Raw genomic sequence first — 12,612 nt, forward strand, 5'->3', positions numbered from 1 at the left:
GTACAGGACATGATGCGTGCGACGCGAGGACGACGACCGCCCGGGAGGCATCGTGAGTGACCCGCCCGTCCTGCTGCCCTATGCCGACCCCGCCTTCGTGGCGAACCCGTTCCCGCTGTACCGGCAGCTGCGCGAGGAGGGACCGGTCCGCCGCGCCCTCATCGCAGGCGGCCTCGAAGCCTGGCTCGTCACCCGCTACGAGGACGCACTCGCGGCCCTGAGCGACTCGCGCCTCAGCAGCGACGTCCGCGACGCCGCCGACACCCGCCTCCAGCAGCAGCTGCCCGCCACCGAGCGCGAGTCCCTGCTCGGCACCATGCTCCGCAGCGACCCGCCCGACCACACCCGGCTGCGCCGCCTGGTCTCCAAGGCGTTCACCGCCCGCCGCGTCGCCGCCATGCGGCCGCGCATCCAGGCTCTCACCGACGGCCTGCTCGACGCCGTCGTCCCGACCGGCCGCGCCGACCTCGTCGCCGACTTCGCGCTGCCGCTGCCCGTCACCGTGATCAGCGAGATGCTCGGCGTACCCGTGGACGACCGCCACGACTTCCAGCACTGGACCGACCGCATGGTCATGCGGGGCGCGGAGCCGCCGGACCCGGCCGCCGTCGAGGAGGCCTGGCGGCACATGCACGGCTACGTGACCGGCCTCATCCAGGCCAAGCGGGCACACCCCCTCGACGACCTGCTGAGCGCCCTCATCACCGCCCGCGACGAGGACCGGCAGCTGACGGAGCCCGAACTCGTCGCCATGGTGTTCCTGCTGCTCGCCGCCGGCTACATCACGACCGTCAACCTGATCGCCGGCGGCATCGCCACCCTGCTCGACCACCCCGACCAGCTGGACCTGCTCCGCGCCGACCCCGGCCTGCTGCCCGGCGCCGTCGAGGAGCTCCTCCGCTACGACGGCCCGGTCAGCCCCGGCATCGCCCGCTTCGCCCGCGAGGACGTCGAGATCGCAGGCGTGGCGATCCCGCGCGGCGCGACCGTCCTGATCGCCTCGGCCATCGCCGACCGCGACCCGGCCCGCTTCCCCGATCCCGAACTCCTCGACATCACCCGCAAGGACAACCCCCACCTGGCCTTCGGGCACGGCATCCACTACTGCCTGGGCGCACCGCTCGCCAGGCTGGAGGGGCAGATCGCCATCGGCACCGCCCTGCGCCGGCTCCCGGGCCTCGCCCTCGCCGTCCCCCGCGCCGAACTCCCCTGGCGCCCCGGCGGACTGCGCGGCCCCCAGGCCCTGCCCGTCACCTTCACCCCGGGGGAGAAGGCCGACCCGGCGCCCCTCGGCTGAACCGGCCCGGCCGTCCGGGTGGCCCGCGGGCCGCATCCGACGCATTCCCACCCCGCGCGGGCAGCGTGGTGGGAAACGGAGGAGGGACGCAATGCCGCTCTACCTGTCGAGGTTCGGCTACACACCGCAGACATGGGCGAGGCTGACCGGGCACCCCGAGGACCGCGCGCAGGCCGCCCGCTCGTACATCGAGTCCGTCGGCGGGAAGCTCCACGGCTTCTGGTACGCCTTCGGCACGCACGACGGCTACAGCCTGTGGGAGGCCCCGGACAACGTCTCCATGGCCGCGGTGGCGCTGGCGATCAGCGGGGGAGGGGCGCTCAGCTCGTTCGAGACCACCGTCCTGCTGACCGTCGACGAGACCCTGGACGCCCTGCGCAAAGCAGGGCAGATCGACTACAGGGCCCCCGGCGCCGAGGGGTGACCGCCGGCGGCCGCCGCGGGCAGCCGTGCATCCGCCGGCCGGCCGTACGCGGAAGGAAGGGGTGTACCGGGCCGCCGAACGGACAGGAGCCGGACATGGACACCGCCGGAGCACGCGCCGCCGCCAGGCGCCCCCTGCCGCTGTTGCTCGTCCTGCTCGCCGCGACGTACGCCGTCGCCGCCGTCGGCGCCCTCGCCGGCAGCGACGCCCGCGAGGTGTACGCCTCCCTGCGGCTGCCCGCCTGGGCACCGCCCCCGTGGCTGTTCGGGCCCGTGTGGACCGTCCTCTACGCGACCATCGCGGTCGCCGCCTGGCTCGTCGTCCTCCGGGGCCGCCCCGAGCTGCGGCGCCCGGCGCTCCTGTGGTGGTCCCTCCAACTGCTGCTGAACCTCGCCTGGACGCCGCTGTTCTTCACCGCCGGCCGGTACGGGCTCGCGCTCGCCGAGATCTGCCTGCTCCTGGCGGCGGTGGCCGCGACGGTCGCCGTCTTCGCGAAGGCCTACCGGCCGGCCGCGCTGCTCCTCGTCCCGTACGCCCTGTGGGTGGCGTTCGCGACCGTCCTCAACGCCTCCATCTGGCTCCTCAACCGCTGACCGCCCCGCCCGGCGTCCGCGCGCCGCCGTCCGCCGAGCCGGGGAGCAGCACGTCGGCTGAGTGCGGGGACACGTGGTAGCGCCGGTACGCGCCGGCCAGCAGCCGGCCGCGGCGGTCGGTGAAGGTGCCGTGCACCTCGTACGTGCCGCAGGACGCGTGGCCCGACGGCAGGCGCTCCGGGCGCAGGCGGATCTCGTACGGGCCGCCCGCGCGGAAGCTTCCCAGGTGCGTCTCGCAGGGGAGGCCGGGCACGCCCTCCCGGATGCGGACCTCGGTGTAGGTGAGCCCGTCGACGTCCCGGCCCAGGCGGAAGACGAGCGACAGCGTGACGACACCGCCCTCGGGCAGGTCGAGGGGTTCGAGGGTGTCGGAGTGATGCGCCGGACGGATCCGCACGGACGCGTCCTCCTCCCGGAGGAGGACCATGTCCACGAGTTCGAAGTCCGCGGCGCCGGGTCGGCCGTTCATGGCCGGCACCTGCCCGGCGGCCGGTGCCGGAAACCCCGCACCGCCCGCCGGGCGGACCGGCGCACGCCTCGGCCGCTCAGGGGGCTCACCGAGGAGGCGCGGGCCCTGCGGACGGGCGCCTCCTGACCTGCCCGGCAGCCCCCGGCACCGAGGTGCCGGGCCGGGTCAGCCGGGCTGCCGGTGCCCGCCGCCGGCCCGGCCGGCCGCGGTCGTCCCGTCCGCCGGGACGCCGTCCCACTCCGCACGCTCGGCGTCCGACCACTCGCCGGTGTCGCGCGGCTCCACGTAGGGCTCCTTGTCGGCGGGATGCCCCCGAAGGATGGCGCGCTGGCGGGCCATCTCCGCATCGAACTCCAGGCCCAGCAGGATCGCCAGGTTCGTGATCCACAACCACACCAGAAAGATGATCACACCGGCGAGGGTGCCGTACGTCTTGTTGTAAGAGCCGAAGTTCGCGACGTACACGGCGAAGCCCGCCGAGGCGGCCATCCAGATCAGCAGGGCCACCACACTGCCCGGCGTCACCCACAGGAACCCGCGCGACTTCGCGTTCGGCGCCGCCCAGTACAGCAGCGCGATCATCGCGGTGACCAGCAGCAGGAGCACCGGCCACTTCGCGATCGACCACACCGTCACCGCCGCCCCGCCGACACCGAGCGCGGCCCCGGCCTCCCGGGCCAGCCCGCCGGTGAAGACCACGATCACCGCGCTCGCCCCCGCCAGCAGCATCAGCACCAGCGTCAGCACGACCCGCAGCGGGGTCAGCTTCCAGATCGAACGGCCCTCCGGCACGTCGTACACGGCGTTCGCCGAGCGGATGAACGCCGCCACGTAGCCCGACGCCGACCACAGGGCCAGCAGCAGGCCGACGATCGCCAGCACCCCGCCCGTCCCGCTGCTCGCCTGCAACTGCTCGACCGCGCGGGCGATGACGTCGCGCGCCGCGCCCGGGGTCAGCTTCGCCACGGAGTCCAGCAGGCCCTGCGTCGCCGCCTTCCCCGTCACACCGAGGAGCGAGACGAGGACGAGCAGCGCCGGGAACAGCGCCAGCACCCCGTAATAGGTGAGCGCAGCGGCCCGGTCTGCCAGTTCGTCGTCCCGGAACTCCGCGAAGGTGCGGCGCAGTACCGCCTTCCAGGACCTCTTGCCCAGGTCGGTGGGCCTCTCGGGGCCGTCCTGCTCCGGCCCGGGAGCCGCGGCGGCCGGGCCGCGGCTCGGAACCGCGCCGTCCGTGTCCTGCCGTGTGCCTCGTTCGGTCTTGTCCATGCCGGACGCCTTGCCCGAATCCGGCGTCCGAACCGGTCCCGCCCGGACTGCGCCCGATCCGGGGCCGGCGGCCCGCTCAGCCCAGCCGGCCCACGTGGAACAGGACGACGGCGGCCGAGGCGTCGACGACCTCGTACAGCACCCGGTACCGGCCCACGTGCATCCGGCGCAGCCGCGGTGAGCCGTACTCGACGGTGCCCTGCGGCCGGGGCCCGGCGGCCAGGAGGTCGACGGAGTACATCAGCTGGCGCAACCCCTCGGGGTCGTCCGCCATGAAGCCGGCCGCCGCGTCGATGGCGGCCTCGTCCCAGAGGATGGCGTACGGCATCGCCCTCACCTGCCGGTCCGGCCCGGAGTCTCCCGCAGTCCCGCACGGAATCCTGCCCGGCCCCGCGCCCCCTATGCCTGCCCCGGCCCCGGCGGGGCCCCTGCCCCGGCCGGGCAGCGCCCCCCCCTGCGGCGCTCCGTCTCGCGGTCGGCGCGCCAGTCGTCGCTCTGCGTGTTCTCGTAGCGATGCGGAGAGCCGTGCGCAACCATATAGAAGCTGACAAAGCTCGCCTATCGGACTCACGCGTTCGGATGCGGAACACGGGGCACGGGACGAGGCGTGCCCGGCAGGGGCCGGGCGCCGGCAGCACCGCACAGGGAACCACCGAGACAGGAAGAAGGACCCGACGTGTCCGGCAGCGAGAGCGAGAACCCTGCAATCCCTTCGCCGACCCCGGCGCCGACCCGGCCCAGGACGAACCGGGACTGGTGGCCGAATCAGCTGGACCTCCAGGTTCTCCACCAGCACTCGCCCCAGGCCAATCCGATGGGGGAGGAGTACGACTATGCGGAGGAGTTCCGCAGCCTCGACGTGGAGGCCCTCAAGCGCGACGTCTTCGAGGTGATGACCACCTCGCAGGACTGGTGGCCCGCCGACTACGGCCACTACGGGCCGCTCTTCATCCGCATGAGCTGGCACGCCGCCGGCACCTACCGCATCGCGGACGGCCGGGGCGGCGGCGGGTCCGGCGCCCAGCGCTTCGCCCCCCTCAACAGCTGGCCCGACAACGCGAGCCTCGACAAGGCGCGCCGCCTCCTGTGGCCCGTCAAGCAGAAGTACGGCCGGAAGGTCTCCTGGGCGGACCTGCTGGTCTTCGCCGGGAACTGCGCCATGGAGTCCATGGGGTTCAGGACGTTCGGCTTCGGCTTCGGGCGGCAGGACATCTGGGAGCCCGAGGAGGTCTTCTGGGGCCCGGAGGACACCTGGCTCGGCGACGAGCGCTACAGCGGCGACCGCGAGCTGGCCGCCCCGTTCGGCGCGGTGCAGATGGGCCTCATCTACGTCAACCCGGAAGGCCCCAACGGCAACCCGGACCCGGTGGCGGCCGCCAGGGACATCCGCGAGACGTTCGGGCGGATGGCGATGAACGACGAGGAGACGGCCGCACTCATCATCGGCGGCCACACCTTCGGCAAGTGCCACGGCGCAGTCGACCCGCAGTACATCGGCCCTGAGCCCGAGGCCGCCCCGCTGGAGGCGCAAGGCCTCGGCTGGAAGAACACGTACGGCACCGGCGCCGGCCCCCACGCCCTCACCAGCGGACTCGAGGGCGCCTGGACGTCCAGGCCGACCACCTGGGACAACGGCTACCTCGACAACCTGTACGGCTACGAGTGGGAGCTGACGACCAGCCCGGCCGGCGCCCGGCAGTGGACCCCGAAGAACCCCGAGGCCCAGGGCACCGTGCCCGACGCCCACGACCCGTCGAAGCGGCACGCCCCCATGATGCTGACGACGGACCTCGCCCTGCGGGTCGACCCCGTCTACGGGCCGATCGCGAAGCGCTTCCACGAGCACCCCGAGGAGCTCGCGGAGGCCTTCGCGAAGGCCTGGTACAAGCTGCTGCACCGCGACATGGGCCCCGTCTCCCGCTACCTCGGCCCGTGGGTCCCGGAGCCGCAGCTGTGGCAGGACCCGGTTCCCCCCGTCGACCACGAGCTGGTCGGCGACGAGGACGTCGAGGCACTCAAGCAGAAGATCCTCGACTCCGGACTGCCCCTGCGGCACCTGGTGGCCACGGCGTGGGCGTCGGCGGCGAGCTTCCGCGGGACCGACAAGCGCGGCGGCGCCAACGGCGCCCGGATCCGGCTGGAACCGCAGCGCAGCTGGGAGTCCAACGCCGGGCCCGAGATCCCCGGGACGCTGGAGGCCCTGGAGCGGATCCGCCGGGAGTTCGACTCCGCGCAGACGGGCGGCAAGAAGGTCTCGCTCGCCGACCTGATCGTCCTCGGCGGCTGCGCGGCCGTCGAGCAGGCGGCGCGCCGCGCGGGCCACGACATCAGGGTGCCCTTCGCGCCCGGCCGCACGGACGCGTCGCAGGAGCAGACCGACACGGAGTCCTTCGCCGTCCTCGAACCGCGCGCGGACGGCTTCCGCAACCACGTCAGGACCGGGGAGAAGCTGCCGCCGGAGACCCTCCTGCTGGACCGGGCCAACATGCTCGACCTGACGGCCCCCGAGATGACGGTCCTCGTCGGAGGCATGCGGGCCCTCGACGCGAACGTCCGCCAGGCACCGCACGGCGTCCTGACCGACCGGCCGGGCACGCTGACGAACGACTTCTTCGTCAACCTGCTCGACGCCGGCACCGAATGGAAGGCGTCCGCGACCGCCGAGGGAGTCTTCGACGGGCAGGACCGCGCCACCGGCGAGCCGAAGTGGACGGCGACCGCCGTCGACCTCGTGTTCGGCGCGCACTCCCAGCTCCGCGCCATCGCGGAGGTGTACGCCTCCTCGGACGGGCAGGCCAAGTTCGTCCAGGACTTCGTCGCCGCCTGGAACAAGGTCATGAACCTGGACCGGTTCGACCTGGCCTGACCGGCCCAGCTTCCCGCGCCGCCCCGCTTCCTGCCCGCCGCCCGGGCGCCGGCCTCCCCGGCCGCCCGGGCGGCGCCGCGCGTTCCGGCTCCCCGCCGCGTTCCGGCTCCCCGCCGCGGGGCGGCGGTCCGCCGCGCTACCCGCGCGGGCCGGGCCCGCCGTCGCGGTCCTGCGAGCCCTCCGGCGGCAGGTGCGCGCGGTCCTCGTCGGCGAGGTCGCGCCGGCCCTCGTTCTCGCGGCGCCCGTACTCGGCGATCTCGTAGTGGTGCAGGTCGAACGCCGGGGACTCGGACCGCACCCGGGGCAGCGTCACGAAGTTGTGGCGGGGCGGCGGGCAGGAGGTCGCCCACTCCAGGGACCGCCCGAAGCCCCACGGGTCGTCGACGGCCACCCGCGGCGCGGACACGGCGGTCTTCCACACGTTGTAGAGGAAGGGCAGCGTGGACAGGCCGAGCAGGAACGCCCCCACCGTGGACACCGAGTTGAGGACGGTGAACCCGTCGGCGGCCAGGTAGTCGGCGTAGCGCCGGGGCATGCCCTCCGCCCCCAGCCAGTGCTGGACCAGGAAGGTGGTGTGGAAGCCGACGAACAGCGTCCAGAAGTGGATCTTCCCGAGGCGTTCGTCGAGCATGGTGCCGGTCATCTTCGGCCACCAGAAGTAGAAGCCGGCGAACATGGCGAAGACCACCGTGCCGAAGACGACGTAGTGGAAGTGGGCGACGACGAAGTAGGTGTCGGTGACGTGGAAGTCCATCGGCGGGGACGCCAGGACGACCCCGGTCAGCCCGCCGAACAGGAACGTCACCAGGAAGCCGATCGACCACAGCATCGGCGTCTCGAACGACAACGACCCCCTCCACATGGTGCCGATCCAGTTGAAGAACTTCACGCCGGTCGGCACCGCGATCAGGAAGGTCATGAACGAGAAGAACGGCAGCAGCACCGCCCCCGTCGCGAACATGTGGTGCGCCCACACCGTCATCGACAGCCCGGCGATCGCGATCGTCGCCCCGATCAGCCCGATGTAGCCGAACACCGGCTTCCGCGAGAAGACGGGCAGGATCTCGGTGACGATCCCGAAGAACGGCAGCGCGATGATGTAGACCTCGGGGTGCCCGAAGAACCAGAACAGGTGCTGCCACAGCAGCGGTCCGCCGTTGGCCGGGTCGTAGACGTGGCTGCCGAACTTCCGGTCCGACTCCAGCACCAGCAGGGCCGCCGCGAGGACGGGGAAGGCGAACAGCACCAGCACCGACGTCAGCAGGATGTTCCAGGTGAAGATCGGCATCCGGAACATCGTCATCCCCGGCCCGCGCAGGCAGATGATCGTGGTGACGAAGTTGACGGCGCCGAGGATCGTCCCGAACCCCGACAGCACCAGCCCCATGATCCACATGTCGCCGCCGATGTACGGGCTCCGCTCGGCCCCGCTCAGCGGCGTGTACGCGGTCCAGCCGAAGTCCGCCGTCCCCTGCGGGGTCAGCAGGCTCGCGACGACGATGATCCCGCCGAACAGGAAGAACCAGAACGACAGCATGTTCAGCCGCGGGAACGCCACGTCCGGCGCCCCGATCTGCAACGGCATGATCGCGTTGGCGAACCCGGCGAACGTCGGCGTCGCGAAGAACAGCAGCATCACCGTCCCGTGCAGCGTGAACGCCTGGTTGTACTGCTCCGCGGAGACGATCTGCAGGCCGGGCCGCGCCAGCTCCGCCCGCATCAGCAGGGCCAGCACGCCGCCCACGAGGAAGAAGAGGAACGAGGCGATCAGGTAGAGGTGACCGATCTTCTTGTGGTCGGTGGTGGACAGCCACTCCACCATCACCTTCCCCCTGGACCGGGCCGGTGCCGGCACGGGCGCGACGGGCTCGGTGGCAGCCGATGCAGACAACCGGTACTCCTCACTCTGACGGACGGTCCTCCCGCCCGGCGGCGGCGGCGCGCGGCCGGGCCGGGCGTCCTCCACCGTCGCAGGACGGGTCCCCGCGGTGCGGCCACCACGCGGGGCCGCGGCCGGTACGCGCCGCGTTTGGGGGATGCCGCCCGCCGCCGGCCCGCCGGGCGATACCGTGGCGGCGGCAAGCCGTCGGTGTCCCCTGGAGCCTGAGTGATGAGCGACATGCCGGTCCCCGCCGACCGCACCCCCCGGCCCCGGGCCGGCGCCTGATGGCCGCGCCGCGCGGACGCCGCGCCCGCATCGCCTTCTCCGACTCCGCGGCCAAGCAGCTGGAGGACATCACCAGCGAGGCAGAGCTCCACGCCCTGGACCGCGCCCTGGTCGTCATCTCCGTCGACCCCGACATCGGCGAGCCGCTCCCCGGCACCGGCCCCGGCACCCGCCTGCTCCGGTACACCGACGACATCGAACCCGTCCGCGTCCTGTACTTCGTCACGGCCCTGCGCACGGTGGTGGTCGTCGCGTACATCGAGGTGTGACACCCCACGGCCGTCCGTGCGGCGGCCCGTGCCCGGCATGGCGTACGAACGCCCCGCGCCCGGGGCCGCGGCGCCCGCCCGTCAGGCGCCTTCGCCGAGGACGGTGCCGATCAGCTCCCGCTGGTCCTCCGTCAGGTACGGGTCGCGCAGCTCCACGGCCCGCCCGGCGGCCTCCACGACGTACGCGAACCCGTCGGGCACCGCCGGCCGGTCGGGCGGGCACCCGCCGCGCAGCGCCCGAGCGGCCAGCGCCTCCAGAGCGGCGCCGTCGGTGCGGCACTCCGTGTCGAGGGAGCCGCTGCGCTCCAGGCCGGCGAAGCCGCCCGTACGCGTCACCGTGATCAGCATGGGTTCCTCCTCTTCCCTTCTGTGCCGCCCTCGCCGCCGGGCCGACAGGCTCCGGCAGGGGCGGCGCACCATTGTCCGGCCGGAGCGCGGAGGCCGTCCCGCAGGCCCCGAGATCCCGCCCGCCGAGAACGGCCGAAATCGGCCCGTGCCGAGGGGCACACGCTCAGGTGCCGCTGCCGTGCGGCCCCGGCCCGCCGCGCGGGCCGAAGCACGCGGTCACGGCCTTGCCGCCGTGGACGGCGTGCACGTCGCAGGAGTCGGCCACGGCGCTCACGATCCCGAGCCCGCGCCCCGAGGTGGCCCCGAGGTCGGCGTCGGCGGGGCGCATCAGCGGCATGCGCGGGTCGTCGTCCGCGACGCTGACGTGCAGGCAGCTGCCGTCCCAGGTCAGCACCAGCCGCGCCGAACCACCCGCGTATCGGTGGGAGTTGGTCACCAGCTCGGACACCGTCAGGAGCACCGAGTACGTCGCCTCCCGCCTCGTGTCCTCGTCCCACGGCACCGACTCCAGGTGCTCCGCCGTCCATTCACGGGCCGCCCGCACCCCGCGCGACACCGGGAAGGAGCGGGCCCAACCCACGGCCCTGACCGTCACCATCCCCACCTCCGCTTCGTCTCCGCAACGCGCTGCGCGGCGCGCCGTCCTGTCGTTGTGTCACTGCGCGGATACCCGGCCGAGGCCCGTACATCCGCCCGTGGGCCGCGCACCCCGTCTTGCGAGACGAAACGTCTTGCGTCGGGGCCCGGCGGCCCGTAAGGTCGTGGACGTCAACGAGACGAGACGGTTCGTCTTGTGCATGTGCAGTGCCGACCTGTCGCCCACCCCGGGAGTCCCGCCCTTGTTCCGTGTCCAACTCTCCGACGTCACCAAGCGCTACGAAGACCGGATCGTCCTCGACCGCGTCTCCCTCTCCGTCCGCCCCGGCGAGCGCATCGGCGTCGTCGGCGACAACGGCTCCGGTAAGTCCACCCTCCTGAAGCTCCTCGCCGGCCTCGAAGCCCCCGACAACGGCAGCGTCACCGTCGAGTCCCCCGGCGGCACCGGCCACCTCGCCCAGACCCTCGACCTGCCGGGCACCGCGACCGTCGGCGCCGCGATCGACCTCGCCCTCGCCCACGTGCGCCGGCTGGAGGAGGCCATCCGCTCGGCCGAGGCAGCGCTGCACCGCACCGGCGACCTGGAGGGCTACGCGGCCCTGCTCGCCGCCTACGAGGCGCGCGGCGGCGCCGGCGCCGACCGCCGCGTCGACAGCGCGCTGCGGCGGCTCGGCGAGCGCGAAACCCTCGACCGCGGCCGCCCCCTCGGCACCCTCTCCGGCGGCCGGCGCTCCCGCCTCGCGCTCGCCGCGGCCCTCGCGGCCGACCCCGAGCTGCTCCTCCTCGACGAGCCCACCAACGACCTCGACGACGAGGCCGTCGGCTGGCTGGAGGAGCGGCTCCTCGCCCACCGGGGGACGGTCGTCGCCGTCACCCACGACCGCGCCTTCCTCGACCGGGTCACCACGGCCGTCGTCGAGGTCGCCCAGGAGACCCGGACCGTGCGCCGGTACGGCAACGGCTACGGCGGCTACCTGGCGGGCCGGGCCGCCGACCGGGTGCGCCGCGAGCGGCAGTACGAGGAGTGGCGCGCCGGTACCGCCCGGTACGCGGCCCTCGCCGACAGCGGCATCGACCGGCTCGCCGCGATCCCGCGCAAGGCGCCCGCCGCGTTCAGCGGTGCGGGGGCCTTCCGGGCCCGGTCCAGGGCGCACGGTGCGATGGGCCGCATCCGCGCCGCCCGCGAACAGCTGCGGCGGCTCGCCGAACACCCGGTCCCGAAGCCGCCGGAGCCGCTGCGGTTCGCCGCCCGGATCGAAGGCCGGGCGGCGGCCGTCGAGCTGGCCGGCGTACGGGTCGACGGGCGGCTCCGGCTGGACGCCCTGCGCCTGGAGCCCGGCGAGCGGATCCTGGTCACCGGGCCGAACGGGGCCGGCAAGACCACCCTGCTGCGGCTCCTCGCCGGCCGGCTCACCCCGGACGCCGGAACGGTGCGCGCCCCGGCGCGGGTCGGCATGCTCGCCCAGGACACCGCCCTGCCCGACGATCCGAGGACCCTCGCCGCCGCGTTCGGAGCGGGCCGGGAGGAGGAGCTTTTGACGCTCGGCCTGTTCGCCGAGGCCGACCTGCGCACCCCGGTCCGCTGCCTGTCGACCGGGCAGCGCCGCAAGCTGGAACTCGCCCGCCTGGTGACCGCGCCCGCCGACCTGCTCCTGCTCGACGAGCCGACCAACCACCTGGCACCCGGCCTGGTGGAGGAGATCGAGGCCGCGCTCGGCCGGTACGCGGGCACCCTGGTCGTGGTCAGCCACGACCGCCGGCTGCGGGCGGGCTTCGCCGGCCGGCGCCTGGAGCTGGAGCCGTGGCCCGGTGCCGCCGCCCCCGCGGGACCTGCGGCGGCCCGCGCCCTCGCGGCCCGGTGATCCCGCAGGCGTACGGCGAACGGCCCCTGCCCCCGGACGGGGAAGGAGCCGTTCGCCGATGTGCTGCGCCCGTCCGCCGCGCCGGGCGGACCAGGTCGGGTCAGGTCACGTGTGCCGGTGGGCGTGCCGGCCGCCTGTGGCCAGCCGGTAGAGGGCCAGGAGGATGACGGAGCCGACGACGGCGGCGATCCAGGTGGAGAGGTCGAAGAACCCGTCGATCGAGTCGACCCCGAAGAGGACCTTCCCCAGCCACCCGCCGAGCAGGCCGCCGGCGATGCCGATGAGTGTGGTGATGATGATGCCGCCGGGGTCCTTGCCCGGCATGAGCGCCTTGGCGATGAGGCCCGCGAGCAGGCCGATGAGTATCCACGCGATGATGCCCATGACGCGTCTCCTCCTGGTGTAAGGCTTGTGTGACTCCCGTTTTGACGCTGCGGGACTTTTCAAACGTGCC

13 protein-coding genes are annotated in these 12,612 nt (G+C 73.6%); 6 read left to right on the forward strand and 7 right to left on the reverse strand.

What is annotated here, in order from left to right; translation table 11 throughout:
- Positions 1-52: 52 nt before the first annotated feature.
- The 3 genes from MUK52_RS29900 (at position 53) to MUK52_RS29910 (ending at position 2,314) form a co-directional block, all read left to right on the forward strand.
- Complete coding sequence (locus tag MUK52_RS29900; RefSeq protein WP_114058715.1) at positions 53-1,297, forward strand: cytochrome P450 family protein; 1,245 nt, start codon at positions 53-55, stop codon at positions 1,295-1,297.
- 91 nt (positions 1,298-1,388) lie between these two features.
- Positions 1,389-1,721, forward strand: coding sequence for a GYD domain-containing protein (locus tag MUK52_RS29905; RefSeq protein ID WP_114056054.1), 333 nt, complete (start codon positions 1,389-1,391; stop codon positions 1,719-1,721).
- Between the two features lie 95 nt (positions 1,722-1,816).
- On the forward strand, positions 1,817-2,314 hold the full coding sequence (locus MUK52_RS29910; RefSeq protein WP_114056053.1) for a TspO/MBR family protein: 498 nt from the start codon (positions 1,817-1,819) through the stop codon (positions 2,312-2,314).
- Here MUK52_RS29910 and MUK52_RS29915 read toward each other — a convergent pair.
- The 3 genes from MUK52_RS29915 to MUK52_RS29925 form a co-directional block, all read right to left on the reverse strand.
- Positions 2,304-2,783 carry a rho GDP-dissociation inhibitor gene (locus MUK52_RS29915; RefSeq protein WP_284581505.1) on the reverse strand — a complete coding sequence of 160 codons (480 nt, stop codon included), beginning with the start codon at positions 2,781-2,783 and terminating at the stop codon, positions 2,304-2,306. The two genes, MUK52_RS29910 and MUK52_RS29915, sit on opposite strands and share 11 nt — an antisense overlap.
- 165 nt (positions 2,784-2,948) lie before the next feature.
- Positions 2,949-4,049: a YihY/virulence factor BrkB family protein gene (locus MUK52_RS29920; RefSeq protein WP_284581506.1), complete on the reverse strand. Its 1,101-nt coding sequence runs from the start codon at positions 4,047-4,049 to the stop codon at positions 2,949-2,951.
- A 76-nt stretch (positions 4,050-4,125) separates the two neighbouring features.
- The gene (locus MUK52_RS29925) at positions 4,126-4,377 is read right to left on the reverse strand and encodes a type II toxin-antitoxin system RelE family toxin (RefSeq protein WP_114056050.1); all 252 of its coding nucleotides are present in this window, start codon (positions 4,375-4,377) and stop codon (positions 4,126-4,128) included.
- A gap of 348 nt (positions 4,378-4,725) precedes the next feature.
- Between MUK52_RS29925 and katG the strand changes: the two genes are divergently transcribed.
- Positions 4,726-6,915 (forward strand): catalase/peroxidase HPI, encoded by a 2,190-nt coding sequence (gene katG / locus MUK52_RS29930; RefSeq protein WP_284581507.1) that lies wholly within the window; start codon positions 4,726-4,728, stop codon positions 6,913-6,915.
- 136 nt (positions 6,916-7,051) lie between these two features.
- On the opposite strand, the gene ctaD is transcribed toward katG, so the two are convergent.
- On the reverse strand, positions 7,052-8,770 hold the full coding sequence (gene ctaD / locus MUK52_RS29935) for an aa3-type cytochrome oxidase subunit I (RefSeq protein WP_502963637.1): 1,719 nt from the start codon (positions 8,768-8,770) through the stop codon (positions 7,052-7,054).
- A 311-nt stretch (positions 8,771-9,081) separates the two neighbouring features.
- Between ctaD and MUK52_RS29940 the strand changes: the two genes are divergently transcribed.
- Positions 9,082-9,351, forward strand: coding sequence for a hypothetical protein (locus tag MUK52_RS29940; RefSeq protein WP_284581508.1), 270 nt, complete (start codon positions 9,082-9,084; stop codon positions 9,349-9,351).
- 81 nt (positions 9,352-9,432) lie between these two features.
- On the opposite strand, the gene MUK52_RS29945 is transcribed toward MUK52_RS29940, so the two are convergent.
- Both MUK52_RS29945 and MUK52_RS29950 read right to left on the reverse strand, forming a co-directional pair.
- Positions 9,433-9,699 carry a protealysin inhibitor emfourin gene (locus MUK52_RS29945; RefSeq protein ID WP_284581510.1) on the reverse strand — a complete coding sequence of 89 codons (267 nt, stop codon included), beginning with the start codon at positions 9,697-9,699 and terminating at the stop codon, positions 9,433-9,435.
- 163 nt (positions 9,700-9,862) lie between these two features.
- Complete coding sequence (locus tag MUK52_RS29950; RefSeq protein WP_114056045.1) at positions 9,863-10,297, reverse strand: ATP-binding protein; 435 nt, start codon at positions 10,295-10,297, stop codon at positions 9,863-9,865.
- 199 nt (positions 10,298-10,496) lie between these two features.
- On the opposite strand from MUK52_RS29950, the gene MUK52_RS29955 reads away from it, so the two are divergent.
- Complete coding sequence (locus MUK52_RS29955) at positions 10,497-12,158, forward strand: ABC-F family ATP-binding cassette domain-containing protein (RefSeq protein ID WP_502963610.1); 1,662 nt, start codon at positions 10,497-10,499, stop codon at positions 12,156-12,158.
- Between the two features lie 105 nt (positions 12,159-12,263).
- Here the strand turns inward: MUK52_RS29955 and MUK52_RS29960 are convergent, their stop codons facing one another.
- Entirely contained in the window at positions 12,264-12,542 is a 279-nt protein-coding gene (locus tag MUK52_RS29960; RefSeq protein ID WP_114056043.1) for a GlsB/YeaQ/YmgE family stress response membrane protein, read from the reverse strand.
- Between the last annotated feature and the right edge of the window lie 70 nt (positions 12,543-12,612).

The organism is Streptomyces sp. 2P-4 (genome assembly GCF_030167965.1).
Lineage (GTDB): Bacteria > Actinomycetota > Actinomycetes > Streptomycetales > Streptomycetaceae > Streptomyces > Streptomyces globosus_A.

Bases quoted from the DNA above. Each gene is read 5' to 3' on its own strand.
- MUK52_RS29905 (WP_114056054.1), top strand. From the start codon at position 1,389: ATGCCGCTCTACCTGTCGAGGTTCGGCTACACACCGCAGACATGGGCG.
- MUK52_RS29910 (WP_114056053.1), top strand. From the start codon at position 1,817: ATGGACACCGCCGGAGCACGCGCCGCCGCCAGGCGCCCCCTGCCGCTG.
- MUK52_RS29915 (WP_284581505.1), bottom strand. From the start codon at position 2,783: ATGAACGGCCGACCCGGCGCCGCGGACTTCGAACTCGTGGACATGGTC.
- MUK52_RS29920 (WP_284581506.1), bottom strand. From the start codon at position 4,049: ATGGACAAGACCGAACGAGGCACACGGCAGGACACGGACGGCGCGGTT.
- MUK52_RS29925 (WP_114056050.1), bottom strand. From the start codon at position 4,377: ATGCCGTACGCCATCCTCTGGGACGAGGCCGCCATCGACGCGGCGGCC.
- MUK52_RS29940 (WP_284581508.1), top strand. From the start codon at position 9,082: ATGGCCGCGCCGCGCGGACGCCGCGCCCGCATCGCCTTCTCCGACTCC.
- MUK52_RS29945 (WP_284581510.1), bottom strand. From the start codon at position 9,699: ATGCTGATCACGGTGACGCGTACGGGCGGCTTCGCCGGCCTGGAGCGC.
- MUK52_RS29950 (WP_114056045.1), bottom strand. From the start codon at position 10,297: ATGGTGACGGTCAGGGCCGTGGGTTGGGCCCGCTCCTTCCCGGTGTCG.
- MUK52_RS29955 (WP_502963610.1), top strand. From the start codon at position 10,497: ATGTGCAGTGCCGACCTGTCGCCCACCCCGGGAGTCCCGCCCTTGTTC.
- MUK52_RS29960 (WP_114056043.1), bottom strand. From the start codon at position 12,542: ATGGGCATCATCGCGTGGATACTCATCGGCCTGCTCGCGGGCCTCATC.